The organism is Mycobacterium sp. PSTR-4-N, assembly GCF_022348085.1.
Classification (GTDB): domain Bacteria; phylum Actinomycetota; class Actinomycetes; order Mycobacteriales; family Mycobacteriaceae; genus Mycobacterium.
Map to the genome: position 1 here is coordinate 19,404 of NZ_JAKRFN010000008.1, position 23,077 is coordinate 42,480.

Genomic DNA, 23,077 nt, shown 5'->3' on the forward strand with positions numbered 1-23,077 from the left:
GGGAGTGTCGCGAGGTTTCCGGCGCGTCGTGTGACGGGTGTGACCAGCGGGATTGTCGGGTCAGGTGGGGGTGTCTTCCAGGCCTTCGACAGGCCGGCCTGGTTGACTGCTTGAGATGACCTCGGCGCGGTGGCACACCCCCGCGATCCGGCTGCTGGGCGCGGCGATCCTCGGCCTGGTGGCCGGTGCGATCGCGTCCGTCGAATTCGGGCGGTTCGCCATTCTGATCGGCTGGGACGTCCTCGCGCTGACCTACCTGGTGTGGACGTGGTGGGTGCTGTGGCCGTTCGATGCCGAGCAGACCGCCTCGCATGCCGACATCGAGGAGCCGGGCCGGCGCACCGTGTTCGTGTTGGTCCTCGTCGGCGCGCTCGCCAGCCTGGTCGGCGTCGGGTTGCTGCTGGCGAATGCGCGGCCCGAACGTCTCGGCGCGGTGGCGCCCTTCGTGGCGGTGGGCAGCGTGGTGGTCTCGTGGTTCGCCGTGCACACGCTGTTCGCGCTGACCTACGCGAAGGTCTACTTCCGGGAAAAGCCGGTCGGCGGAATCGATTTCAACACTTCTGAGCCGCCTCGTTACAGCGATTTCGCGTATGTCGCCTACGCCGTCGGCATGAGCTTCGCGATCTCGGACACCAACCTGACGTCGTCGCGGATGCGCGCCACGGCACTCAAACACGGTCTGCTGTCGTACCTTTTCGGCTCGGTGATCGTCGCCTCCGTGGTGAACTTGATCGCCGGCGGGCTGTAGGTCAGACCAACCCGAGGTCTTTTAGCGACGCCACGGTGTCGCGGATCGTCTCGTCGAGCGGGCGCGGCTGCCAGCCGAGGATCTGTTTGGCCTTGGCGTTGCTGATCTGCGGCCGGGTGCCCTGGACATCGTCGTCGGCGTCGACACCGATGAGGCGAGCCAAATCCGCGAACGTCACCGGCGGCTCGTCGGCGACCACCAGGAAACGTTCGCCCGCGGCATCTTTCGTGGTCATCGCGCGCACGTGCGCGTCGGCGACATCGCGGACGTCGACCACCCCGAAGTACTGGCCGGCCGGTAGCGGATCACCGGCGAGCATCGAGCGGACGATCTGCACCGAGGTCGACAGGTGCGGACCGAGTGTCGGGCCGAAGATTCCGGTAGGCACGATCGTCGTCAACTCCAGCGCACCACCCTCGCGGGCCAGGAAGTCCCACGCTGCCCGCTCCGCAATGGCCTTCGACCGGATGTAGGCGGTGTTCTCATCGGCCGGATCCGTCCAGTCCTGCTCGGTCCAGCGCTGATCGGTGCTGGGCGAGTACCCCACCGCGGCGAACGACGACGTCATCACGACGCGCCGGCACCCCGCGTCGCGGGCATGGCGCAGCACACGCAGCGCGCCGTCGCGCGCTGGCACGATGACCTCATCGTCGGTCCGCGGATTCTCCGCCGGGAACGGCGACGCGACGTGCATGACGACGTCGGTGTTCGCCACCGCGTCGGCCCAGCCGTCGTCGGACGCCAGGTCGGCGTAGGCGACCTCGACGGCTGCTGCTGCCGTCTGGCGCACATCGTCGGCGCGTTGCGGGGAGCGGACCGCCGCTCTGACCCGGTAGCCCTGTGCGACAAGCTGATTGACCAGATGGCTGCCGACGTAGCCGGCAGCTCCGGTCACCAGAACCAGTTCGCTCACCGAGTGGCCAGCCAGTCACCGAACCGTTGTGTGCCCTGGCGGGCGCCGGGGCCGGTGACCAGGGTGTCGGCGTCGACGCGGGCGCCGAAGTACGTGGCCTGCGGGTCGTCGACGACGGTGTTGTTCTTCCCCTGGTGCGCGAGCACCGCGCGCGCCAGCTCGGCGAACGTCATCTTCTCCGGACCACCCACGTCGACGATGCCCTCGGCCGGCGCGCCCTGGGCAGCATCGGCGACCGCCGCCGCCACGTCCGCCGACGCGATGGGCTGGATGCGGGCCACCGGTGCGTGGTACTCGTCGCCGACCGCCAGCGACCCGACGATGGCCTCGGCGAACTCGTGGAACTGCGTCGCGCGCACGATCGTGAACGGTACGCCGGATTCGGCGACCGTGCGTTCCTGGATGACCTTGGCCCGCATGTAGCCGCTGTCGGTGATGCGGTCCGCGCCGACGATCGACAGGACGACATAGTGCCCGACGCCGGCGCCCGCGGCGGCCTTGACGAGATTCGCCGAGGCCGTGGTGAAGAAGTCGAGCGCCGGATCATCCTCGAGCTGAGGCGAATTCGTCACATCGACCAGTACCGCTGCCCCGGCGACCGCGCCGTCGAGCCCCTCGCCGGTCAGGACGTTCACCCCGGTGCGTAGGGAGGCCGCGACAACGTCGTGCCCGGCCGAGGTCAGAATCTGGACCACCTGGGCGCCGATCATTCCCGTTGCGCCGATCACTGAGATCTTCATGTCGTCACTCTGACATCGAGGGGGAGGACCACGGCCCCCGGAAAGTCCGTAGTCTTGAGCGCCATGACGGCGGTGTTCGTACACGGCAATCCCGAGACCTCCGCGATCTGGGGTCCGCTGCTCGCGGTCCTGGGCCGCGACGACGTGGTGCTTCTCTCGCCGCCGGGCTTCGGGGCGCCGCTTCCCGACGGGTTCGGCGCGACATTCGTGGAGTACCGAGACTGGCTGGAATCCGAGCTGTCGTCGATCGACGGGCCGATCGACGTCGTCGGCCACGACTGGGGCGGCGGGCACGTCGTCAACCTGGTGATGCACCGGCCCGAGCTGGTGCGCAGCTGGGTCAGCGACGTCGTCGGATTGTTCGACCCCGAATACGTGTGGCACGACATGGCGCAGGTGTGGCAGACACCGGGGGCGGGCGAGGAATCGCTCGACGCGATGCTCGGCGGTGACCTGAGCGCGCGCACAGACCTGATGATGTCCCTGGGAATTCCGGCCGACATCGCCGCGCAGATCGCCGAACACCAGAACGCCGACATGGGCCGGGCGATCCTGGCGCTCTACCGGTCAGCCGCGCAGCCCGCGATGGCCGAGGCGGGCCGAGAGTTGGCGCGCGCCGCGGCGCGTCCCGGTCTGTCTCTGCTGGCGACCGACGACGCGTTCATCGGCGCGCACGACAACCGGCGCCGGGCCGCCGAGCGGGCCGGTGCGCGCACGGAAGTGCTGGAGGGGCTGGGGCACTGGTGGATGGTGCAGGACCCGCACCGCGGCGCGCAGGCGCTGAACGACTTCTGGGCGACGCTGGACTGATTCAGGCCCGGGTGAGTCTGTCGATGACACTCTGCGCGTCCTCGATCGTGGTGATGTCGCCGACGCCTTGGCCGGCGTTGATGGGCGCGACGCGGTAGTCATCGTCGGCTACGGCTGCTCGTACGGCGTCTCTGGCGCGGTCGTCGATCTCGCTCTTGTGCCCGTCGTAGCGATCTGTGAAGCTGTTGCGCAGCACGCGTTCTGGCGTGTCTTGTGGCCAGCCGTAGCCGAAAGCCACGTCGAACGCGCGGGTGACGATCGTGTCGGTGGCCTGGGCCGCGATCAGCTGAGCACGCGCCGCGTCGGTGAGTAGCGACTCCCGGCACACCGCGAAGGCAGTGCCGATCCAGGCACCCGCGGCGCCGGCGGCCAGCACTGCCGACAGCGCGTGGGCGGACGCGATTCCGCCTGCGGCCAGCACCGGCGTCGTTGTGTGGTCGAGGATTTGAGCGAGTAGATCGTCGAGCCCCATGCGGGGCTGGCCGTGGCCACCGCCTTCGGCGCCGCGGGCGACCAGCACGTCGACGCCGGCGTCTGCCGCTCGTCGGGCCTGCTCGAGATCGGCGACCTGGGTGGCCGTCAGCGCGTCCGCGTCGTGGGCGTCGTCGACCCAGGAGAACTCGTCACCGAAGCTGACCGACAGCAGCGCGGGGCCGGCATCGAGGGCGGTGCGGAGCAGGCGGGGCTCGTCGCGCACCCGCCAGCCGATCAGGCCGATGCCGAACGCGACGCCGTGGACGTGCGGCAGCTCGTCGCGAAGGGTGGATGTGGTTGCGCTGCTACCCATTCCGATCATGCCCAGGCCGCCGGCCCGCGAGACGGCCGCGGCCAGCTTGCCGCCGGCGACTCCGCCCATCGGCGCGTTGAGAATCGGGACCGCGAGATCGAGCATGGCGTGATCCTAGGCAGAAGTGCTGCGCTCGTTGTGCGGCGAGCGCGCGCTGCGGTACGCGACACGCCGGTTGGGGGTGTGCAGACGCGCGCGCTCGCGGAGAATCAGATGGCGTAGTCGCGGGGTTCGTGCTGGATCGAAATCCAGTGATCGCTGGTGAATTCGTCGACCGCCCACTGGCCGCCGAACCGCCCGATGCCCGAACCCTTGACCCCACCGAACGCGGTGTTGGCGTCGTCGTTGACGGGGGAGTCGTTGACGTGGGTCATGCCCGCCTGGATGCGACGGGCGAAGCGTTCCGCCCGTCCGACATCGCGACTGAACACCGCCGACGACAGCCCGTACTCGGTGTCGTTGGCGATGCGCAGCGCGTCCTCCTCGTCGTCGGCGCGGATCACCGTGATGACCGGACCGAACACCTCCTCGCGCGCGGTGGCGACGTCGTTGCCGGCCGAGAGCACGTGCGGCGGAAGGCACAGCCCCGTCGGCCCGAACGGATCGCCTCCCGTCAGCAGCTGCGCACCCTCGTCCTGAGCACGCTTGAGCTTGTCCTGAATGCCTTCCAGCTGAGACGAATTGATCACCGGACCCAGCTGGGTGTCCGGATCGGACGGATCGCCGACGGTGAGTGCTGTGACCCGGCTGACGAATCGCTCGACGAACTCGTCGTGCACGGAGGCGTCGACGATGATCCGGTTGGCGATCATGCAGATCTGGCCCTGATGGAAGAACGACCCGAACACCGCGGCGTTGACCGCGAGCTCGAGATCGGCGTCATCGAGGACGACCAGCGGACCGTTGCCGCCCAACTCGAGGGCGAGCTTCTTCAGGCCGGCCTTCTGCGCGATGCCCTTGCCCACCGGCGTCGAACCGGTGAACGACACCACGCGCGGCGCGGAATGTTCGACGATCGCGTCGCCGATGTCGGAGCCCGACCCGACGACCACCGACAGCAAGCCCGCCGGTAGGCCCGCCTCCTCGAAGATCCTGGCCAGCAGCAGCCCACCCGTCACCGGAGTGTCACCGGCGGGCTTGAGCACCACGGCATTTCCGGTGGCCAGCGCCGGCGCGACCGACCGATTGGACAGCTGCATCGGGAAGTTCCACGGCGAGATCACCGCGACCACGCCGACGGGCTCGCGGTAGACGCGGCTCTCCTTGCCCGGAATGTCCGACGGCATGATGCGGCCCTGCATGTGGTGCGGCATGGACGCGGCCTCCCACATCACCGAGCGCACGAGGTTCCACTCCAGTTCAGCCTTGGCCAGGGTGCCGCCGGTCTCTCGGACCAGCCACGCGGTGATCTCGTCCTTGCGATCGGTCATCACGTCGGCCGCGCGGCGCATCACCCCGGCGCGTTCCAGTGGCGGCGCCGCCGCCCAATCCGGCTGCGCCGCAACGGCTGCGTCGTACGCCTCGTTCAAGTCGTTTTCATCGGCCTGCTCGAGCTCGGTGAGCGTGTCGCCGCGGTAGGGATCGGTGTTGGCGCGGGTCTTGCCGGTCGAGCCCGCCCGCCACGTCGTGCCGATCGGCATGCTGTCGAAAGGCGGATAGGTACTCATCAGGTGGCTACTCCGATCTTGACGTGGGGCCCTTCGGACTGTGCTTGCCACGCTTTCTCCGCCTCGTCGAGCGAATAGCGTGTGGTCTCGATCTGCAGACGACCTTCGGCCGCCAGCGTCGTGAGTTCGTCGTAGGCCTGGCGGAGGACTCGCGACGGCAGGAAATCGTTCAGATGACCGATGTGGGTGCGTCCCATCAGTTTCGAAAACGGTATGGCGGGAGCACTTCCCGCTCCCTGGCCGACCGTGATGAGTGTGGCGCCGGGCGCGGTGGCCTCCAGCGCCGCCACGAAGGGGTCGCCGTACACGAGATCGATCACGACGTCGAACCCGTCACCCGCCTCGTCACGCAGTGCAGCGGAGTCGTCGTCGCCACCGAGGGTGACGACAGCGTCGGCACCCAGGTCGGCGACCTTCGCCAACGCGTCCGTATTGCGTCCCGCGCCCACCACATGACCGGCGCCGAGAATCTTCGCGGCTTGCACGGCGATCGTGCCGACGACTCCGGTGGCGCCTAATACGAGAACCGACTGCCCTGCCGAGACGTCGGCATGTCGGGTCAAGGGCAGCCACGCGGCCAGGCCCGCGACACCGAGCGCGACCGCGACATCGTCGGTGACACCGTCGGGCACGGGATAGGTCTTCTCCGGGTCCACCCGGGTGCGCTCCGCCCACGACCCGTAGGGCGCCGGGGGCGAATCGAAGTACACCCGTGCCCCGTCGGCTGTGACGCCGACGCCCTCCTTGCCGACGACCTTGGGGGTTTCCGGTGTGCCCATCCGTCCCGACGCCAGAGCCAAGTCCACCGGGTTGCATCCCGCGAGCGTGACGCTGACGACATCGCCGCCCGTCGGGTCGGGGAACTCGGTGACCCTCGGGGATTCTCCGACCGCTTCCAGTACTGCTGCGCGCATGGTCCTCCTTCAGCCTCCCGGCGCGGCTACCCGTGGGGGATCGAGTGAAACGCGCGCCGACTTGACGCCAAATTGCATGGGCACTATAAAACTCGTGACGAGCGAGGAGATCTGATGAGCGACGACATCGTTCGGTTGATGGAAGAGAACCTGCTCGCAGTGTTCAACGAGCGCGATTCCGACGCCCGGTTGTCGGTGGTGCGACGCAACTACGGTGCCGACGTCAGGTGGTCCGATGCCGAGGAGACGGTGGTCGGACAGGACCGGTTGCACGCGAAGGCGCAGGCGCTGCTCGACGGGCCGCTGGCCGGACTGTCGTTCACCCAGGCCGGGCCGGTGCACCAGGTGGCGAACATGGGCTACCTCGACTTCGTGGTCTACGCGCCCGGCAGTGACGACGTGCTGATCGCGGGGTTCGACGTCGCCCTAATCGAAGACGGAGTGATCGCGCAGCTGTTCACGGTGGTGACGCAGGAGCCGGCCACACCGTGAGCGATGTAATGCTCTGCTAGCGTTCGCGTTAACACCCACTACAGAACTATCGAGGGGCCGCTATGAGGTACGCGATCATCGGTTCGGGCAACATCGGCTCGGCGGTGGCAGGGCACTTCGCCCGCACCGGCATCGACGTCGCCGTCGCTGCCTCCCGCGGTCCCGAGACCGTCGCGCCGCTCGCGCAGCGTCTCGGGTCGCATGTGGTTCCGTCGGAGATCTCCGACGCCTTGGCCGCCGATGTGGTGGTGCTCGCGGTCCCGTTCGATGCGGTGCAGCAGCTCGTCGGCCAGGTATCGGACTGGTCCGGCCGGATCATCGTCGACGCCACGAATGCCATTGACTACAGAGATTTCTCGCCAGCCGACCTCGGCGGGCGAGCATCATCGGATCTGGTCGGGGAATGGGCGAGCGGCGCCCGCGTGGTGAAGGCCTTCGGGCACACCTGGGCCAATGTGCTCGCCCGTGAGCCTGAGGACGGCCGGGGCGGGCGGCGAGTGCTGTTCCTCTCCGGCAACCACCCCGCCGCCAATGCCGAGGTGGCAGCGCTCATCGAGCGGTTCGGTTTCGAGCCGATCGATCTGGGCCGCAATGACGCCGGCGGGCTGCTGCAGCAGTTCGGCGGACCGCTGACCACTCGCAGCTTCATCTCGCAGGCGATCGGGGGAGCGTCACCGGCGGAGATGGACCTGGTGTAGCTGTCTGCGCACGCTGGGTCGTTGGCGAGCGCACGCTGCGGCACACGACACGCGGGGTCGGGGTGTACAGACGCGCGCGCTCGCCGAAACGGGGCTACCGGACGTGGATGGTGTGGTCGGTGCGGGGGATCAGCTCACCGATGACGGGGGCGCCCGGGATCTCGCCCGCGATCAGCAGGCCGCCCGAGGTCTGTGCGTCGGCCAGCAGCAGCGCCTCGTCCTCGCTCACCGACAGCTCGATGTGCGGACGCACCCACTCCAGGTTGCGCCGGGTGCCGCCGCTGACATACCCGTCGCGCAGCGCCTCCCGGGCGCCGTCGAGATACGGCACCGCCGCCGCGTCGAGCACGGCCGTCACCCCGCTGGCGCGCGCCAGCTTGTGCAGATGTCCGAGCAACCCGAACCCCGTCACATCGGTGGCGCAGCGGACACCGGCGTCCAGGGCTGCCTGAGAGGCCTCGGCGTTCAGCGTCGTCATCGCCTGGATCGCCTGTTCGAAGCGTTCGCCGGTGTTCTTGTGGCGGCTGTTGAGCACGCCGACGCCCAGCGGCTTGGTCAGCGACAGCGGTACGCCTGCGACGCCGGCGTCGTTGCGCAGCAACCGATTCGGATCAGCGATGCCGGTGACCGCGAGGCCGTACTTCGGTTCGGGGTCGTCGACGCTGTGCCCGCCGGCGAGGTGACAGCCCGCCTGCACGCAGACGTCCATGCCGCCGCGCAGGGTCTCGGCGGCCAACTCGAACGGCAGCACGTCCCGCGGCCAGCCCAGCAGGTTGACCGCCACCACCGGCCGGCCGCCCATCGCGTACACGTCGGAGAGGGCGTTGGCCGCCGCGATGCGGCCCCAGTCGTAGGCGTCGTCGACCACGGGGGTGAAGAAGTCCGTCGTCGCGATCAGCGCGGTGCCGCCCTCGATCCGGACCGCCGCGGCGTCGTCGCCGTCGTCCAAGCCGACCAGCAGCTCGCCGAGCGGGTTCACCGGCGTCTGATGCTGGAGCCCGCGGACCACTTCTTCCAGCTCGCCGGGCGGGATCTTGCAGGCACAACCGCCGCCGTGGGCGTACTGCGTGAGCCGGTGCGTCATGGCCTCCATGCTGCCCTGCCATGATGGACGGGTGGCACAGGGAGGCGTATCCGGTCTGGTGACCGGCCCGATCTTCAAAATCGCTGAGCGGCAGTTCCTGTCGCTGGCGGGTTCGATTCCCGTCCGCCTCCGCCACGGTGACCATGAGTGACCCCCGGCGGCGGGTCCCGCGCACCGACGCCGTGCTCGCCGATCCGCGGCTGGTCGCGGCGGCCGAGCGTGTGGGCCGCGTGCTGGTCAAGAGCGTGGTGGCCGACGCGCAGCAGCGGGCCCGCGCCGGGGAGATCGACCCCGAGCAGGTCGCCGACCACGCCGTCGCATCCTTGCCGGCGAGCGCGGCCACCTTGCGGCCCGTCATCAACGCGACCGGCGTGGTCGTGCACACCAACCTGGGCCGCGCGCCGCTGTCGCAGGCCGCTGTCGACGCCGTGACCACCGCCAGCGGCGCCACCGACGTCGAGTTCGACCTCGCGACCGGGCGCCGGGCCCGCCGCGGCCGGGGCGCGCTGGCGGCGCTGGCTGCCGCGGTGCCCGCCGCCGAGGCCGTCCACGTCGTCAACAACAACGCCGCGGCTCTGCTGCTGACCGCGATGACGCTGGCGCCGGGCAAGGAGATGATCGTCAGCCGCGGCGAGCTGATCGAGATCGGCGACGGCTTCCGGCTGCCCGAGCTGATGACGTCCACCGGCGCCCGCATCCGCGAAGTCGGCACCACCAACCGCACGCACCTGCGCGACTACGCCGACGCCATCGGACCCGACACCGGCTTCATCCTCAAGGTCCATCCGTCGAACTATCACGTCAGCGGGTTCACCTCGACGGTGTCGGTGCGTGACCTCGCGACGCTCGACGCGACCCTGGTGGTCGACATCGGCTCGGGCCTGCTGAGCCCCCACCCGCTGCTGCCCGACGAACCCGACGCCGCGACCGTCCTGCGCCACGGCGCCGACCTGGTGACCGCCAGCGGCGACAAACTGCTCGGCGGGCCGCAGGCAGGGCTGCTGTTGGGTGCCGCCGAGCTGATCGAGCGGCTGCGCCGCCACCCCGCGGCCCGCGCGCTGCGCGTCGACAAGCTGACGCTGGCCGCGCTGGAGGCCACGCTGGTCGGACCGCCGACGCCCGTCGCGCAGGCGCTGACCGCCGACGTGGCCGAGTTGCGTGCCCGGGCCTCGGCATTGGCGGCCCAGCTGCCCGGAGCCGAGGTCGTCGAGTGCATGTCGGCGGTGGGTGGCGGCGGCGCGCCGGATGTCGAATTACCCAGCGCCGCAATCGCTCTGCCCGAGCACTATGCAGCCACATTGCGGACCGGTGAGCGCGCGGTGGTGGGACGCATCGAAGACGGCCGCTGCCTGCTCGACCTGCGCACGGTCGCGCCCGACGACGATGCGGCGCTGCTCGCGGCGGTCCAGGCATGTACGTCATAGCGACGGCGGGCCATGTCGACCACGGCAAATCCACTCTGGTGGAACGACTCACGGGTATGTGGCCCGACCGGCTCGCCGAAGAGCAGCGCCGCGGCCTGACCATCGACCTCGGTTTCGCGTGGGCCGACATCGAGGGCCGAGAGATCGCGTTCGTCGACGTGCCCGGCCACGAGCGCTTCGTCGGGAACATGCTGGCCGGCGTCGGACCCGTCCCGGCGATCATGTTCGTCGTCGCCGCCACCGAGGGCTGGATGCCGCAGTCCGACGAGCATGCGGCGGCGCTGCGCGCCCTCGGCGTGCGGCACCTGCTGGTCGTGATCAGCAAGGCCGACCTGGCCGATCCCGCGCCAGCCATCGCGCAGGTGCGCCAGCAGCTTCCCGGCGCGACCATCGTGGTCGGCACCGACATCGACGCGGTGCGACGGGAACTCGTCGCACTGGTGGATCGGCTGCCAGCGCCGGACACCGACGCCGACGTGCGGTTGTGGGTGGACCGCTCGTTCACGGTGCGCGGTGCCGGCACCGTCGTGACGGGCACGCTCGCGGCCGGCACCATCCGAGTCGGCGACGAGCTGGTGCACGACGGGCGGCGCGTCACCGTCCGCGGGATTCAGTCGTTGGGCCGCGATCGCGCCGACGTGGGCGCGGTGGCGCGCGTCGCGGTCAACCTGCGCGGCGTCGACCACCACGACATCGCCCGGGGTGACACCCTGTGCACGCCGGGTGCGTGGCGGGACACCGGTGAGATCGACGTCGCGCTGCGTGCGGCCGGGAAACTGCAGCAGGAGCTGGTTCTGCACATCGGGTCGGCGGCGGTGCCCGTGCACGTGCGACCGCTCGGTGACGCCGGGGCGCGGCTGCGCCTGTCGAAGCCGCTGCCACTGCGCATCGGCGACATCGGGCTACTGCGCGACCCGGGCGAACACCGCATCGCCGCCGGGATCGAGGTGCTCGACGTCGCGCCGGCGCCGTTGCGACGCCGCGGCGACGCCCGTGCCCGCGCCGCCGAGTTGAGCACCGGCCGAGTGCACCCCCCGGTGTGTGCTCGCGAGGACGATCTGCGCGCCATGGGCTTCACGACAGACGGCGAGCGCGTGGGGGAGTGGGTGGTCGACGCGACGTGGTGGGCGCGTCAGCGTGAGCACCTGGTGAGCGCTGTCGCGCGCTGGTCCGCCGGACACGACATCGCCGCGGGCATACCCGTCGAGGAGCTGCGCCGTGCACTCGACCTGCCGGCCATCGACCTCGTGACCGCGTTGGGCGCAGGCACCGGACTCGAGTTCGCCGACGGCCGGGTCCGTCAACCCGGCGCCGCGCTGCCCGACCGCGTCGAGAAAGCGGTGGGCACCCTCGAGGAGTGGCTGGCCGCCGAACCGTTCCGCGCGCCGGACGCCGACGAGCTCGCCGAGCTGAGGCTCGGGCCGAAGGAGCTGGCCGCCGCGGTGCGGGCGGGCCGGCTGGTCAAGATCGCCGACGGTGTGGTGCTCGGCCCGCAGGCCTACGAGCAGGCGGCCCAGATCCTGGCCGGGGTGGCGCAGCCGTTCACCGTCGCCGATGCCAAACGCGCGCTGGACACCACCCGCCGCGTCGCCGTCCCGCTGCTCGAGGCACTCGACGCGCGCGGGATCACCCGACGCCGTCCCGACGGGACGCGCCATCTGACTCGGTGACGTTCTTGTGGGTTGCGCGCAGCGATCCCGGATGTGCCTTCGCGCTCGGATCCTTGCGAGTCTTGGCCAGGCTGGCGATGGTGGTGACGGCGAGGATCACGACGATCACCACCAGGCTCAGATAGGTGTTGACCTCGGGGATGTTCGGGTTGATGTCGACGTGGCCCCAGTGCAGCACCAGCTTCACCCCGATGAACGCCAGGATGATCGCCAGGCCCGTCGACAGGTACACCAACCGATCCAGCAGGCCCTTGACGAGGAAGAACAGCGCCCGCAAACCCAGCAGCGCGAAGGCGTTGGCCGCGAACACGATGTAGGCCTCGGACGTGACGCCGAAGACCGCGGGAATCGAGTCCAGCGCGAACAGCAGGTCGACGCTGCCGATCGCGATCAGCACCGCGAGCATCGGGGTGGCCATCCGGCGGCCCTGCACACGGGTGAGCAGCTTGCCGCCGTCGTAGTCGTCGCTCAGCGGCAGGAACTTCCGCGTCGCCTTGATCATGATGTTGTTCTCGACGTCGGGGTCCTCGTCGCGGTGCCGGAACAGCTGCACCGCGGTCAGGATCAGCAGGATGCCGAAGATCAGGAACATGAACGAGAACAGCGACAGCAGCGTGGCGCCGATCGCGATGAAGATCGCGCGCATGATCAGCGCCAGGATGATGCCGAACGTCAGCACCTTGTGCTGATGCTCCTCCGGCACGGCGAAGGTCGCCATGATGATGACGAAGACGAAGAGGTTGTCGACCGACAGGCTCTTCTCGACGATGTAGCCGGCGAAGTACTGCGTGCCGAAGTCGGTGCCGTAGGTGGCCATGAACCACACACCGAACCCGATGGCGACGGCGATGTAGAACACCGACCACGCGGTCGCTTCCCGGAATCCGACGCGGTGGGGTCGGAGCGCGGCAAGGATCAAGTCGACGGCGAGCAGGGCGACAATCAGGCCGATCGTCACCCCCCAGGTCAGCAGGCTGATCTCGAGCATGCACCCTTTGTACCTGAGAGTCGGCGGTAGATCGGCTGAGAAGCGGGTACCCCGGGTTGCCATCGCCCGACGGCGACGATTGGATGGACGCGGAGGTGACGGGTGGACATCAAGGGCTTGTTCCAATCGTGGCCGGTGTATCGGCAACTCACCGGGGACGACAAACTCGGCCGCGGCAGAGCCGCCCAGTCCCCGCGCTCCCTGACCCTGACTCCCCGCACCGCCGAAGCCGACCACGTCGCACACTCGGTGTGCCCGTTCTGCGCCGTCGGCTGCGCGCAGAAGGTGTACGTCAAAGACGAGAAGGTCGTGCAGATCGAGGGCAATCCCGACAGCCCGATCTCGCGCGGCCGGCTCTGCCCCAAGGGGTCGGCCAGCAAGCAGCTGGTCACCGGGCCGCAGCGGCTGACCACGGTGCGCTACCGCGCCCCCTACGCCACCGAATGGCAGGACCTCGATCTCGAGACCGCGATGACCATGGTCGCCGACCGGGTGCTCGACGCGCGGGAGAAGGGCTGGCAGCAGTTCGACTCCGATCGCAACACGCTGCGCCGCACGATGGGACTGGCCAGCCTCGGCGGTGCCACGCTGGACAACGAAGAGAACTATCTGATCAAGAAGTTGTTCACCGCGCTGGGCGCACTTCAGATCGAGAACCAAGCGCGTATTTGACACAGCGCCACGGTTCCCGGTCTGGGGGCCTCCTTCGGTCGCGGCGGAGCGACGGACTATCAGCAGGACCTCGTCAACTCGGACTTCATCGTCATCATGGGGTCGAACATGGCCGAGGCGCACCCGGTCGGATTCCAGTGGGTGATGGAGGCCAAGGCGCGCGGGGTCAAGGTCGTGCACATCGATCCGCGGTTCACCCGCACCAGCGCGGTCGCCGATCAGCATGTGCCGCTGCGCGCCGGCAGTGACATCGCGTTCCTGGGCGGAGTGATCAACTACATCCTGTCCAACGAGCTCGACTTCCGCGAGTACGTGACGGCGTACACCAACGCGTCGTTCCTGATCGACGAAAACTTCTGCGACACCGAGGATCTCGACGGACTGTTCTCCGGGTACGACGACGAGACCGCCTCCTACGACGCGTCGAGTTGGCGCTATGAGGCCACCGGGTACGACGCCGACAACGTCGGCGAGAAGGAGCGCGCGTCGTCGGATCAGCAAGGGTCCGGTGGCGCGCCGCTCGAAGGCGGCGCCGGCGACATCCCGTCCGACCCGACGCTGCAGCACCCGAGGTGCGTGTACCAGATCCTCAAACGGCACTACGCCCGCTACACCCCGGAGATGGTCGAGCGAGTCTGCGGCGTGCCCGCCGATCAGTTCCTGGCGATCGCCAAGGCGTGGACGGAGAACTCGGGCCGCGAGCGGACCGCCGCGCTGATCTACAGCGTGGGCTGGACGCAGCACTCGGTGGGCGCGCAGTACATCCGTGCCGGCTCGATCATCCAATTGCTGCTGGGCAACATCGGCAGGCCCGGGGGCGGCATCATCGCGCTGCGCGGTCACGCGAGCATCCAGGGCTCCACCGACGTCCCCACGCTGTTCAACCTGCTGCCCGGCTACCTCGCGATGCCCAAAGCCGGCGACGCCACGCTCTCGGACTACCTGGAGCGCATCATGGCGCGCAACCAGAAAGGCTTCTGGCGCAACGCGGATGCGTACATGATCTCGTTGCTCAAGGAGTACTGGGGCGAGCACGCGACGGCCGACAACGACTACTGCTTCGATTACATGCCGCGCATCAACGGCGACCACGGCACCTACCGCACCGTGATGGACATGGTGGACGGCAAGGTGTTCGGCTACTTCCTGCTGGGCCAGAACCCGGCGGTGGGGTCGGCGCACGGACGGCTGCAGCGGCTCGGCATGGCCAACCTCGACTGGCTGGTGGTGCGCGACCTGGTCGAGATCGAGAGTGCGTCGTTCTGGAAAGACGGGCCGGAGATCGAGACCGGGGAGATCTCGCCGCAGACGTGCCGCACCGAGGTGTTCTTGTTCCCGGCCGCCTCGCACGTCGAGAAGGCCGGCACGTTCACCCAGACCCAGCGGATGCTGCAGTGGCGCGAGAAGGCGGTCGAACCGCCCGGCGATGCGCGCTCGGAGCTGTGGTTCTTCTACCACCTGGGCCGCATCCTGCGCGAAAAGCTGGCCGGCTCAACCGATGAGCGCGACCGCCCGCTGCTGGACCTGTCGTGGGACTACAAGATGGAGGGCGACGAGCCCGACGGGGCGGACGTGCTGCGCCGCATCAGCGGCGTCGACCTGTCCACCGACCGTGCGGTCAACGGCTACACCGAGCTCAAGGCCGACGGATCGACGATGTGCGGCTGCTGGATCTACAGCGGTGTGTACGCCGACGAGGTCAACCAGGCCGCGCGCCGCAAACCCCACACCGAGCAGGGGCCCTACGACAACGAGTGGGGCTGGACCTGGCCGATGAACCGTCGCATCCTCTACAACCGCGCGTCGGCCGATCCGCAGGGCAGGCCCTGGAGCGAGCGAAAAGCGTTGGTGTGGTGGGACGCTGAGCACAACGAGTGGACGGGCCACGACGTACCGGATTTCGAGAAGAACAAGGCGCCCGACTACCGGCCGCCCGACGGGGCCGTCGGCGTCGAGGCGCTGCGCGGCGACGATCCGTTCATCATGCAGGCCGACGGCAAGGGGTGGCTGTTCGCGCCCGACGGCGTGCAGGACGGTCCCATGCCGACGCACTACGAGCCCCACGAGTCACCGGTGCGCAACGCGCTGTATGCCCAGCAGGGCAACCCGGCGCGCAAAGTCTATGGCCGAGCGGACAATCCGTCGAACCCGTCACCGCCGGAGGCGCACGGTGAGGTGTTCCCGTTCGTGTTCACCGCGGCACGACTGACCGAGCATCACACCGCCGGTGGCATGAGCAGGCAGCTGCCGTATTTGGCCGAGCTGCAGCCCGAACTGTTCGTCGAGGTGTCCCCGGAGCTCGCCGAGATCCGCGGGCTCACGCACATGGACTGGGCGCACGTGGTGACCAGCCGCGCCGCGGTCGATGCGCGAGTGTTCGTCACCAGCCGGATGCGGCCGCTTCGCGTGGAAGATCACGTGGTGCACCAGATCTGGATGCCGTATCACTGGGGCAACAAGGGCCTGGTCGACGGGGACGTGGTCAACGACCTGCTCGGGGTGGTGGCCGATCCGAACGTGTTCATCCAGGAGAGCAAGGTCTCGACCTGCGACATCCAACCCGGCCGCCGGCCCAGGGGCGCCGCGCTGCTGGAGTACCTGCACCAGTACCGGAATCGGGCGCAGATCACCGCGGAGACCGGTACCGACCTGGACACGACGCAGCCGTCCCGCGACCACACCGAGGAGAGGTGATGGACGTCAACAGTTTCCACGGCCCGCTGGAAGACCCGGCGGGCAACGCCGGATACGCCGACGACCACCCGCCGCGGGTGGGCTTCTTCACCGACACGTCGGTGTGTATCGGGTGCAAGGCGTGCGAGGTGGCCTGCAAGGAATGGAACGAGGTTCCCGAAGACGGTTACAACCTGCTCGGGATGTCGTTCGACAACACCGGCGCGCTGGGCGCCAGTACCTGGCGGCATGTGGCATTCATCGAACAGCCGGCCACCCCGCCCGTCGAGCTCGGCATGCCGGAGTTCCAGCGCCCGGGCGATGCGACGGGACCCGAAGCGCGACAGGACTTCCGGTGGCTGATGTCCTCTGATGTCTGCAAGCACTGCACGCACGCGGGCTGCCTGGACGTGTGCCCGACCGGGGCGCTGTTCCGCACCGAGTTCGGCACCGTCGTCGTCCAGCAGGACATCTGCAACGGCTGCGGATACTGCGTGTCCGGCTGCCCGTACGGGGTGATCGAGCGGCGCGAAGGCGACGGGCGGGCCTGGAAGTGCACGCTGTGTTACGACCGCCTGCACGACGGGCTCGAACCCGCCTGCGCCAAGGCCTGCCCCACCGACTCGATCCAGTTCGGCCCGCTCGACGAGCTGCGCGAGCGGGCAGCGATGCGCGTCAACGACTTACACGAGCAGGGCATCACCGAGGCGCGACTCTACGGCGAGGATCCCGACGACGGCGTCGGCGGTGACGGGGCGTTCTTCCTGTTGCTCGACGAGCCCGAGGTGTACGGGCTACCACCTGACCCGGTGGTGCCCACGCGCGACGCCGGGGCGATGTGGCGCTATGCCGGGATGGCGGCGTCGGCGCTCGTCGGTATCGCCGTGTCTGCGTTCGTGGGACGCGCCTGATGCGCGAGAAGCTCAGCGACACAGACGCCTCGGATCGCAACGCGCAATCCCGGCATCGGCGCGGCGGCCGCGACGACATGGCGGTGCCGCCCGCCGACTTCCGGTCCTACTACGGCCGCCCGATCCTCAAGCCGCCGGCGTGGAACTGGATGATCGCGGCGTACCTGTTCCTCGGCGGGCTCTCGGCCGGGTCGGCACTGCTGGGTGCCGGTGCCGATCTTCGCGGGCTGACCCGCTTGCGCAGGGTGTCGCGGTTGGGCGCACTGGCCAGCATCCTGGCCAGCCTGTACTTCTTGATCGCCGACCTCGGCCGGCCCGAACGCTTTCACCACATGCTGCGGGTGGCCAAGCCGAGCTCGCCGATGAGCATGGGCACCTGGATTCTGTCGGCCTATGGCCCGGGCGCCGGCCTCGCCGCGGCCGCCGAGGTGATGCCGAACCGGCTGCGGCGGTCTCGGCTCGGCAGGATGGTGTCGTGGGCCGCGCGGCCCGCGGGCCTGGAAGCCGCCGCCGTCGCCCCCGGGGTGGCGTCCTACACCGCCGTCTTGCTGTCGCAGACCGCGGTCCCGGCGTGGCGGGAGGCGCACCCGTATCTGCCGTTCGTGTTCGTCGGGTCCGCAGCGGCCAGCGGAGCGGGACTCGGCATGCTGGCCGCGCCGCTGTCGGAGGTCGGACCCGCACGTCGGATGGCCGTCGTCGGAGCGGCGTTGGAGGTGGGCGCCTCGCGCACGATGGAACGCGAGCTGGGGCTCGTCGGCGAGGCCTACACCACCGGACGGGCCCACCGGCTGCGGCAGGCCTCGGAGCTCCTGACCGTCGGCGGTGCCGTCGGCGCGGTGATCTCGGGACAGCGCCGCTGGGCGGTCGCCGCGTCGGGCGCCGCGCTGCTGGCGGGCAGCGTCCTGCAACGCTTCGGGGTGTTCGAGGCGGGCGTGGCGTCGACGAAGGACCCGAAATACGTCGTGGTGCCGCAGCGGGAGCGGCTGGCTCATCGAGAGGTGTAGCGCCGCCGCGAGTGTGCTTCGCGATACGGCCTTCGCGGCGTGTCGCGGATGGCATTGCACAGTCGGGGCAGGCGTAATCGCCCGACGACCGGGCACCAAGGAGTCATGGATTGGGAATGTGCGGTCGTCGGCGGTGGCGCAGCCGGGTTGAGCGGGGCGCTGGTGCTCGGCCGTGCCCGCCGGAAGACGGTCGTCGTCGACGCCGACGATCCGAGCAACCGCGCGGCGGGAGTCATCGGCGGGCTGCTCGGCTTCGACCAACGGCCGCCCGATGAGTTGTACGCGACCGGCAGGGCGGAACTGGACAGGTACCCCAGCGTCGAGTATCGCCGCGGCGAGGTGACGGGGGGCCGAGCCGTCGACAACGGCTATCTGCTCGACCTCGCCGACGGCACGACGATCGCCGCGAAGCGCATCCTGCTCGCATCCGGAATGGTCTACTGCCCACCGCCGCTGCCAGGACTCGAAGAGCTCTGGGGCCATTCGGTGTTCCAGTGCCCGTTCTGCCACGGCTGGGAGATGCGCGACAAGACCTTGGCAGCGTTGGCATCCGGCACACAGGGCGTGCACATGGCGTTGATGCTGCGTGGCTGGAGCGACGACGTGGTGCTGCTGACCGATGGGCGATCGGATCTCGGATCTGAAGACGCCCGGCTGCTCGCCGCCGCCGATATCACTGTCGACGAGCGACGGGTCACCGAATTGCGCAGCGACACCGGTGAATTGACTGAGATCGTGTTCGCCGACGGCTCGCGGCTGCCGCGTCAGGGCCTACTCGTCGAGGCCCCGTTGCGGCAACGATCGCGGTTGGTTGCTGAACTGGGTGCGACGTACACGCCGGGCCCGCTGGGTACCGAGCCGCTGACCATCGACGCGATTCACCGCACCAGCGCGCGCGGCGTGTTCGCCGCCGGCGACGTGTGTACCCAACAACCGCACATCGCCGGGGCGATCGCGTCGGGCTCGGAAGCGGCGATGATCGTCGTCCAGACCCTTCTTGCTGACGAATTCGGTTTGCCCTACCTTCCCGGTGGGTGACCTCGGTAGCGTCGACCGATGACCTGGACACTGGACCCCTCGTACGGCGAACTGCTGCTCACCACCGGGGTCACCGGGCCGGCGTCGGCGATGGGACACCGCCTGACGATCGCGATGACGGCCTGGCAGGCAACGGTGACCTGGGCCGGCGATCAGCCGACAGCGGTGGAGCTGACCGTCGACGTCGACTCCCTGCAGGTGCTGCGAGGCGACGGCGGGGTGAAGGGCCTCACCGGTGTGGAGAAGTCGCTGGCCCGCTCGAACGCGCTGAAAAGCCTGGACGCCGAGCGATTCCCGCAGATCCGGTTCTCGAGTTCGGACATCGATGCGATCGACGGCGGCTATCGGCTCTCGGGCACGCTGGAGATTCACGGGCGGACGCGACCACGCTCGGTGGACCTGCATGTGGAGGAACTGTCGCAGGCATGGCGCATGACGTGCACTGAGACGGTCAGCCACGCTGACTTCGGCGTCAAGCCCTACTCGCTGATGATGGGGGCGCTCAAGGTGGCCGACGACGTGGCGGTCTCGTTCACCGCCGAGCATCCCAAGGACTGAGCGCTTCGGGTGATCTACGCGACATAATTTGCGAGCCAACCCTCCCCCAGGGGTAGAGTTCAACCCGGCCCGCTTTCTCCTGCGCGGTCGGTACGCCCTTCGGGCTGGTGCGAAAACCGGCTTTAGACAACGTTTTCCGCTTCGCGAGAGGATCGTCGATGAGCGCTGCGCTCGACACGCCCACGCCACAACAACAGCAGTCCGTGCTGGCCGCGCTGCGGTCGCCGCGTCGACTCCGCACCGAGGTGCTGGCGGGACTGGTGGTCGCGTTGGCGTTGATCCCCGAGGCCATCTCGTTCTCCGTCATCGCCGGCGTCGACCCCAGGGTCGGCCTGTTCGCATCCTTCACGATGGCCGTCACCATCGCGATCGTCGGCGGCCGACCCGCGATGATCTCCGCTGCCACCGGTGCCGTCGCACTGGTCGTCGCCCCGCTGGTACGGAGCCACGGACTCGACTATCTGATCGCGGCCGTGATCCTGGCCGGCGTCGTGCAGATGGTGTTCGGGGTGCTCGGCGTCGCGCGCCTGATGCGGTTCGTGCCGCGCAGCGTGATGGTCGGCTTCGTCAATGCGCTGGCGATCCTGATCTTCCTCTCGCAGATGCCGCACCTGCTGGGGGTGCCCTGGCTCGTCTACCCGATGGTGGCCGTCGGCATCGCCGTGATCGTCGCGCTGCCGAAGCTGACGACCGCGATACCTGCCCCGCTGGTCGCGATCGTCGCCCTGACCGCGGCCGCCGTCGCCGCCGGGTGGAACGTTCCCACCGTCGGCGACGAAGGTCAGCTGCCGTCGAGCCTGCCGAGCCTGCTGATGCCCGACGTGCCTCTCACGGTGGACACGCTGCGGATCATCGCGCCGTACGCCCTGACCATGGCGCTGGTCGGACTCCTCGAATCGCTGATGACCGCGAAACTCGTCGACGACATCACCGACACGCACTCGGACAAGTCCCGCGAAGCCGTCGGGCAGGGGGTGGCCAACGTCGTGACCGGATTCTTCGGCGGCATGGGCGGGTGCGCGATGATCGGCCAGACCATGATCAACGTGAAGGTCAGCGGTGCACGCACGCGGATCTCCACGTTCCTGGCCGGCAGTTTCCTGCTCGCCCTGGTGGTGGGCCTCGGCGACGTCGTGGCGCGGATTCCGATGGCGGCTCTGGTCGCGGTCATGGTGATGGTGTCGGTCGCCACGCTGGACTGGCACAGCATTGCGCCGAAGACGTTGCGCCGCATGCCCAAGAGTGAGACCTTCGTGATGCTGGTGACCGTCGCCGTCACCGTCGCCACCGACAACCTGGCCCACGGGGTGGCCGTCGGAACCCTGGCGGCCATGGTGTTGTTCGCCCGCCGGGTGGCCCACTTCACCGAGGTCGACACCGTCGACGACGCTGCCGACGACACCAAGGTCTACACCGTCACCGGAGAACTGTTCTTCGCATCCAGCAACGACCTGGTGTACCAGTTCGACTACGCCGGCGACCCGGACAACGTCGTCATCGACATGAGCAGGGCGCACATCTGGGACGCGTCGACCGTCGCCACGCTCGACGCCATCACGACCAAGTACGCGGCGAAGGGCAAGACGGTCACCATCGTCGGGATGAACGACAACAGCGCCGAACGCCATGCGCGACTGTCGGGGCAGCTGTCCGGAGCGCATTGATGCCGGACGGGGTGTGGCAGATCGGAGAGGTCGCGGCGCGTACCGAGTTGTCCATCAAGACCATTCGGCACTATGGCGAGGTCGGGCTGGTGGTTCCGTCGGCGCGCTCTGCCGGTGGGTTCCGGCTCTACACCGCGCACGACATCGATCGGCTGCTCGCGATCCGGCGGATGAAGCCGCTGGGTTTCACCCTCGACGAGATGCGGCACCTGCTCTCGGCGTTGGACACCGTCGCATCGAACGACGCGAGTGCTGCGGATCTGGAGAGCGCCCGGGCCTACCTGGCCGACTGCCATGCGCGAGCCGTACAGGCGTGTGAGATGTTGACACGGCAGCTGAGCTACGCCGCGGAACTCACCGAGCAGCTGGCGGATTTCTCGCGATAGCGCCGCGAGTGTGCGACGCGATACGGCCGCGGCGGCGTGTCGCGGATGGCGATGTACAGTCGCGGCGAGTCACGATGCCGGCGGCGGCTCTCGCTTGGTGATGAGTTCCTCGCCGCGGTCGTAGTCCTCGTCGGCGTTGTAGGTGAGCACCCCGACGGTGGCGCCGTCGGCGGTGTACCAGACGGTGAAGCCGTCGTCGTGCTCGACCAACCGACTCTGGTCGTACCCGTCGCCCCAGGCATGGTATTTCACGTCGGCATCGCCGATCGTCGTCCAAAAGCCCGGTACGCCAGACCATGTCGCGTCGTCTTCGCCGGCGGCAGATGCGCCGGCCACCTCACCCTGATCGGCGGCATCCTGCCAGTGCTCGATCGGCAACGCCCGCCCGGCACCGGCGTTGACCGCGACGGCGACGTCGCCGGCCGCATACACCCCGGGCGCACTCGAGCGCATGTGCTCGTCGACCAGCACACGACCGTCCTGCATGGTCAGTCCCGCGGCCTCGGCGAGGGCACTGTTGGGCGTCACACCCGTGGCCGCCAGGACGACGTCGGCGGTCAGCACGTCGCCGTTGTCGAGGCGGACGGACCGGCCGTCGATCGAGTCGACCTTCGCGCCGCCGACATACCGGGCGCCTGCCTGCTCCACCAGCTGACGAAGGCGCTGCCCGGCCTCGTCGCCGAGACGCTTGGCCTGCGGTACCGGATCGGGTGCCACCAGGGTCACCGACAGTCCCCGCATCGCCATCGATGCCGCAGCCTCGCAGCCGATGAAGCCCGCACCGATCACCACGGCCGTCGTCGCCGCGCCCACCGCGGCGCGCAGCGTCTCGGCGTCGTCGAGCGAGCGCAGCTGCAGTGCCTGTTCCCCGCCGGGCACGGGAAGCGGAGACGGGCTCGCGCCACAGGCGAACACCAACGCGTCGTAGGCGTAGCGCTGTCCGCCGGCGACCACGACGCGCTCGTCGACGTCGATGCTCTGCACGTCGGCGTCATGGACCACCTCGACGGCGTGCTCGTCGAACCACTCTCGGGGGTGCATCTCGACGTCGTCGGTCTCTCCGCGCAGGAAGTCCTTGCTCAGCGGCGGCCTGCTGTACGGATGCCGACCGTCGGCAGTCAGGATGCGAATGGGACTGTCGGGACGGCGATCGCGGTAGGCCTCGGCGGCGCCGAGACCTGCCGGACCGCTTCCGATGACGAGCAAGCCGGGGTCAGACACCGGCGATGTGTACCC

General features: G+C 69.1%; 21 protein-coding genes and 1 tRNA gene. 14 read left to right on the forward strand and 8 right to left on the reverse strand.

Annotation, left to right across the window (positions count from 1 at the left end):
• The first annotated feature begins 115 nt into the window (after positions 1–115).
• Positions 116–748, forward strand: coding sequence for a DUF1345 domain-containing protein (locus tag MHN84_RS13260; protein WP_241205019.1), 633 nt, complete (start codon positions 116–118; stop codon positions 746–748).
• A gap of 1 nt (position 749) precedes the next feature.
• Here the strand turns inward: MHN84_RS13260 and MHN84_RS13265 are convergent, their stop codons facing one another.
• Both MHN84_RS13265 and MHN84_RS13270 read right to left on the reverse strand, forming a co-directional pair.
• Entirely contained in the window at positions 750–1,661 is a 912-nt protein-coding gene (locus tag MHN84_RS13265; protein WP_241205020.1) for an NAD-dependent epimerase/dehydratase family protein, read from the reverse strand.
• Positions 1,658–2,401, reverse strand: coding sequence for an SDR family oxidoreductase (locus tag MHN84_RS13270; protein ID WP_241205021.1), 744 nt, complete (start codon positions 2,399–2,401; stop codon positions 1,658–1,660). The genes MHN84_RS13265 and MHN84_RS13270 overlap by 4 nt, the downstream gene beginning before the upstream one ends.
• Before the next feature lie 63 nt (positions 2,402–2,464).
• Between MHN84_RS13270 and MHN84_RS13275 the strand changes: the two genes are divergently transcribed.
• On the forward strand, positions 2,465–3,211 hold the full coding sequence (locus tag MHN84_RS13275) for an alpha/beta fold hydrolase (RefSeq protein ID WP_241205022.1): 747 nt from the start codon (positions 2,465–2,467) through the stop codon (positions 3,209–3,211).
• Position 3,212: 1 nt separating this feature from the next.
• Here MHN84_RS13275 and MHN84_RS13280 read toward each other — a convergent pair whose 3' ends face one another.
• The 3 genes from MHN84_RS13280 to MHN84_RS13290 all read right to left on the reverse strand — a co-directional run bounded on the left by MHN84_RS13280 (position 3,213) and on the right by MHN84_RS13290 (position 6,579).
• Entirely contained in the window at positions 3,213–4,103 is an 891-nt protein-coding gene (locus MHN84_RS13280) for a nitronate monooxygenase family protein (protein ID WP_241205023.1), read from the reverse strand.
• A gap of 104 nt (positions 4,104–4,207) precedes the next feature.
• Positions 4,208–5,665, reverse strand: a complete 1,458-nt coding sequence (locus tag MHN84_RS13285; RefSeq protein WP_241205024.1) for an aldehyde dehydrogenase family protein — start codon at positions 5,663–5,665, stop codon at positions 4,208–4,210.
• Positions 5,665–6,579 (reverse strand): zinc-binding dehydrogenase, encoded by a 915-nt coding sequence (locus MHN84_RS13290; protein WP_241205025.1) that lies wholly within the window; start codon positions 6,577–6,579, stop codon positions 5,665–5,667. Before MHN84_RS13290 ends, MHN84_RS13285 begins: the two co-directional genes overlap by 1 nt.
• Before the next feature lie 114 nt (positions 6,580–6,693).
• On the opposite strand from MHN84_RS13290, the gene MHN84_RS13295 reads away from it, so the two are divergent.
• Together MHN84_RS13295 and MHN84_RS13300 are read left to right on the forward strand one after the other, a co-directional pair.
• Positions 6,694–7,071 (forward strand): nuclear transport factor 2 family protein, encoded by a 378-nt coding sequence (locus tag MHN84_RS13295; RefSeq protein ID WP_241205026.1) that lies wholly within the window; start codon positions 6,694–6,696, stop codon positions 7,069–7,071.
• A 62-nt stretch (positions 7,072–7,133) separates the two neighbouring features.
• Positions 7,134–7,769, forward strand: coding sequence for an NADPH-dependent F420 reductase (locus MHN84_RS13300; protein WP_241205027.1), 636 nt, complete (start codon positions 7,134–7,136; stop codon positions 7,767–7,769).
• A gap of 94 nt (positions 7,770–7,863) precedes the next feature.
• Here MHN84_RS13300 and selD read toward each other — a convergent pair whose 3' ends face one another.
• Positions 7,864–8,853 carry a selenide, water dikinase SelD gene (gene selD / locus MHN84_RS13305; protein ID WP_241205028.1) on the reverse strand — a complete coding sequence of 330 codons (990 nt, stop codon included), beginning with the start codon at positions 8,851–8,853 and terminating at the stop codon, positions 7,864–7,866.
• A 40-nt stretch (positions 8,854–8,893) separates the two neighbouring features.
• Here selD and MHN84_RS13310 point away from each other — a divergent pair.
• The 3 genes from MHN84_RS13310 to MHN84_RS13320 all read left to right on the forward strand — a co-directional run bounded on the left by MHN84_RS13310 (position 8,894) and on the right by MHN84_RS13320 (position 11,947).
• A tRNA-Sec gene (locus MHN84_RS13310) sits at positions 8,894–8,988 on the forward strand.
• Positions 8,989–8,996: 8 nt separating this feature from the next.
• Positions 8,997–10,277, forward strand: a complete 1,281-nt coding sequence (selA, locus tag MHN84_RS13315) for an L-seryl-tRNA(Sec) selenium transferase (RefSeq protein ID WP_241205029.1) — start codon at positions 8,997–8,999, stop codon at positions 10,275–10,277.
• Positions 10,265–11,947 carry a selenocysteine-specific translation elongation factor gene (locus MHN84_RS13320; RefSeq protein ID WP_241205030.1) on the forward strand — a complete coding sequence of 561 codons (1,683 nt, stop codon included), beginning with the start codon at positions 10,265–10,267 and terminating at the stop codon, positions 11,945–11,947. The genes selA and MHN84_RS13320 overlap by 13 nt, the downstream gene beginning before the upstream one ends.
• Here the strand turns inward: MHN84_RS13320 and MHN84_RS13325 are convergent.
• Complete coding sequence (locus MHN84_RS13325; protein ID WP_241205031.1) at positions 11,904–12,935, reverse strand: TerC family protein; 1,032 nt, start codon at positions 12,933–12,935, stop codon at positions 11,904–11,906. The genes MHN84_RS13320 and MHN84_RS13325 overlap by 44 nt on opposite strands.
• A gap of 102 nt (positions 12,936–13,037) precedes the next feature.
• Here MHN84_RS13325 and fdh point away from each other — a divergent pair, with 102 nt between their 5' ends.
• The 7 genes from fdh (at position 13,038) to MHN84_RS13360 (ending at position 21,841) form a co-directional block, all read left to right on the forward strand.
• Positions 13,038–16,301 (forward strand): formate dehydrogenase, encoded by a 3,264-nt coding sequence (gene fdh, locus MHN84_RS13330; RefSeq protein WP_241205032.1) that lies wholly within the window; start codon positions 13,038–13,040, stop codon positions 16,299–16,301.
• Positions 16,301–17,191 carry a 4Fe-4S dicluster domain-containing protein gene (locus MHN84_RS13335; RefSeq protein WP_241205033.1) on the forward strand — a complete coding sequence of 297 codons (891 nt, stop codon included), beginning with the start codon at positions 16,301–16,303 and terminating at the stop codon, positions 17,189–17,191. The genes fdh and MHN84_RS13335 overlap by 1 nt, the downstream gene beginning before the upstream one ends.
• Positions 17,191–18,195, forward strand: a complete 1,005-nt coding sequence (gene nrfD / locus MHN84_RS13340) for an NrfD/PsrC family molybdoenzyme membrane anchor subunit (RefSeq protein ID WP_241205034.1) — start codon at positions 17,191–17,193, stop codon at positions 18,193–18,195. Before MHN84_RS13335 ends, nrfD begins: the two co-directional genes overlap by 1 nt.
• A 105-nt stretch (positions 18,196–18,300) precedes the next feature.
• The gene (locus MHN84_RS13345) at positions 18,301–19,233 is read left to right on the forward strand and encodes an NAD(P)/FAD-dependent oxidoreductase (protein ID WP_241205035.1); all 933 of its coding nucleotides are present in this window, start codon (positions 18,301–18,303) and stop codon (positions 19,231–19,233) included.
• Between the two features lie 18 nt (positions 19,234–19,251).
• The gene (locus MHN84_RS13350) at positions 19,252–19,791 is read left to right on the forward strand and encodes a YceI family protein (RefSeq protein ID WP_241205036.1); all 540 of its coding nucleotides are present in this window, start codon (positions 19,252–19,254) and stop codon (positions 19,789–19,791) included.
• A gap of 158 nt (positions 19,792–19,949) precedes the next feature.
• On the forward strand, positions 19,950–21,455 hold the full coding sequence (locus tag MHN84_RS13355; RefSeq protein WP_241205037.1) for a SulP family inorganic anion transporter: 1,506 nt from the start codon (positions 19,950–19,952) through the stop codon (positions 21,453–21,455).
• Positions 21,455–21,841 (forward strand): MerR family transcriptional regulator, encoded by a 387-nt coding sequence (locus MHN84_RS13360; protein WP_241205038.1) that lies wholly within the window; start codon positions 21,455–21,457, stop codon positions 21,839–21,841. Before MHN84_RS13355 ends, MHN84_RS13360 begins: the two co-directional genes overlap by 1 nt.
• Positions 21,842–21,910: 69 nt before the next feature.
• On the opposite strand, the gene MHN84_RS13365 is transcribed toward MHN84_RS13360, so the two are convergent.
• Positions 21,911–23,062 (reverse strand): FAD-dependent oxidoreductase, encoded by a 1,152-nt coding sequence (locus MHN84_RS13365; protein WP_241205039.1) that lies wholly within the window; start codon positions 23,060–23,062, stop codon positions 21,911–21,913.
• Positions 23,063–23,077: the final 15 nt, after the last annotated feature.

Excerpts from the sequence above, each read along its gene's own strand:
- MHN84_RS13260 (WP_241205019.1), top strand. The coding sequence starts at position 116 with ATGACCTCGGCGCGGTGGCACACCCCCGCGATCCGGCTGCTGGGCGCG.
- MHN84_RS13270 (WP_241205021.1), bottom strand. The coding sequence starts at position 2,401 with ATGAAGATCTCAGTGATCGGCGCAACGGGAATGATCGGCGCCCAGGTG.
- MHN84_RS13275 (WP_241205022.1), top strand. The coding sequence starts at position 2,465 with ATGACGGCGGTGTTCGTACACGGCAATCCCGAGACCTCCGCGATCTGG.
- MHN84_RS13280 (WP_241205023.1), bottom strand. The coding sequence starts at position 4,103 with ATGCTCGATCTCGCGGTCCCGATTCTCAACGCGCCGATGGGCGGAGTC.
- MHN84_RS13285 (WP_241205024.1), bottom strand. The coding sequence starts at position 5,665 with ATGAGTACCTATCCGCCTTTCGACAGCATGCCGATCGGCACGACGTGG.
- MHN84_RS13290 (WP_241205025.1), bottom strand. The coding sequence starts at position 6,579 with ATGCGCGCAGCAGTACTGGAAGCGGTCGGAGAATCCCCGAGGGTCACC.
- MHN84_RS13295 (WP_241205026.1), top strand. The coding sequence starts at position 6,694 with ATGAGCGACGACATCGTTCGGTTGATGGAAGAGAACCTGCTCGCAGTG.
- MHN84_RS13300 (WP_241205027.1), top strand. The coding sequence starts at position 7,134 with ATGAGGTACGCGATCATCGGTTCGGGCAACATCGGCTCGGCGGTGGCA.
- selD (WP_241205028.1), bottom strand. The coding sequence starts at position 8,853 with ATGACGCACCGGCTCACGCAGTACGCCCACGGCGGCGGTTGTGCCTGC.
- selA (WP_241205029.1), top strand. The coding sequence starts at position 8,997 with ATGAGTGACCCCCGGCGGCGGGTCCCGCGCACCGACGCCGTGCTCGCC.
- MHN84_RS13320 (WP_241205030.1), top strand. The coding sequence starts at position 10,265 with ATGTACGTCATAGCGACGGCGGGCCATGTCGACCACGGCAAATCCACT.
- MHN84_RS13325 (WP_241205031.1), bottom strand. The coding sequence starts at position 12,935 with ATGCTCGAGATCAGCCTGCTGACCTGGGGGGTGACGATCGGCCTGATT.
- MHN84_RS13335 (WP_241205033.1), top strand. The coding sequence starts at position 16,301 with ATGGACGTCAACAGTTTCCACGGCCCGCTGGAAGACCCGGCGGGCAAC.
- nrfD (WP_241205034.1), top strand. The coding sequence starts at position 17,191 with ATGCGCGAGAAGCTCAGCGACACAGACGCCTCGGATCGCAACGCGCAA.
- MHN84_RS13345 (WP_241205035.1), top strand. The coding sequence starts at position 18,301 with ATGGATTGGGAATGTGCGGTCGTCGGCGGTGGCGCAGCCGGGTTGAGC.
- MHN84_RS13350 (WP_241205036.1), top strand. The coding sequence starts at position 19,252 with ATGACCTGGACACTGGACCCCTCGTACGGCGAACTGCTGCTCACCACC.
- MHN84_RS13355 (WP_241205037.1), top strand. The coding sequence starts at position 19,950 with ATGAGCGCTGCGCTCGACACGCCCACGCCACAACAACAGCAGTCCGTG.
- MHN84_RS13360 (WP_241205038.1), top strand. The coding sequence starts at position 21,455 with ATGCCGGACGGGGTGTGGCAGATCGGAGAGGTCGCGGCGCGTACCGAG.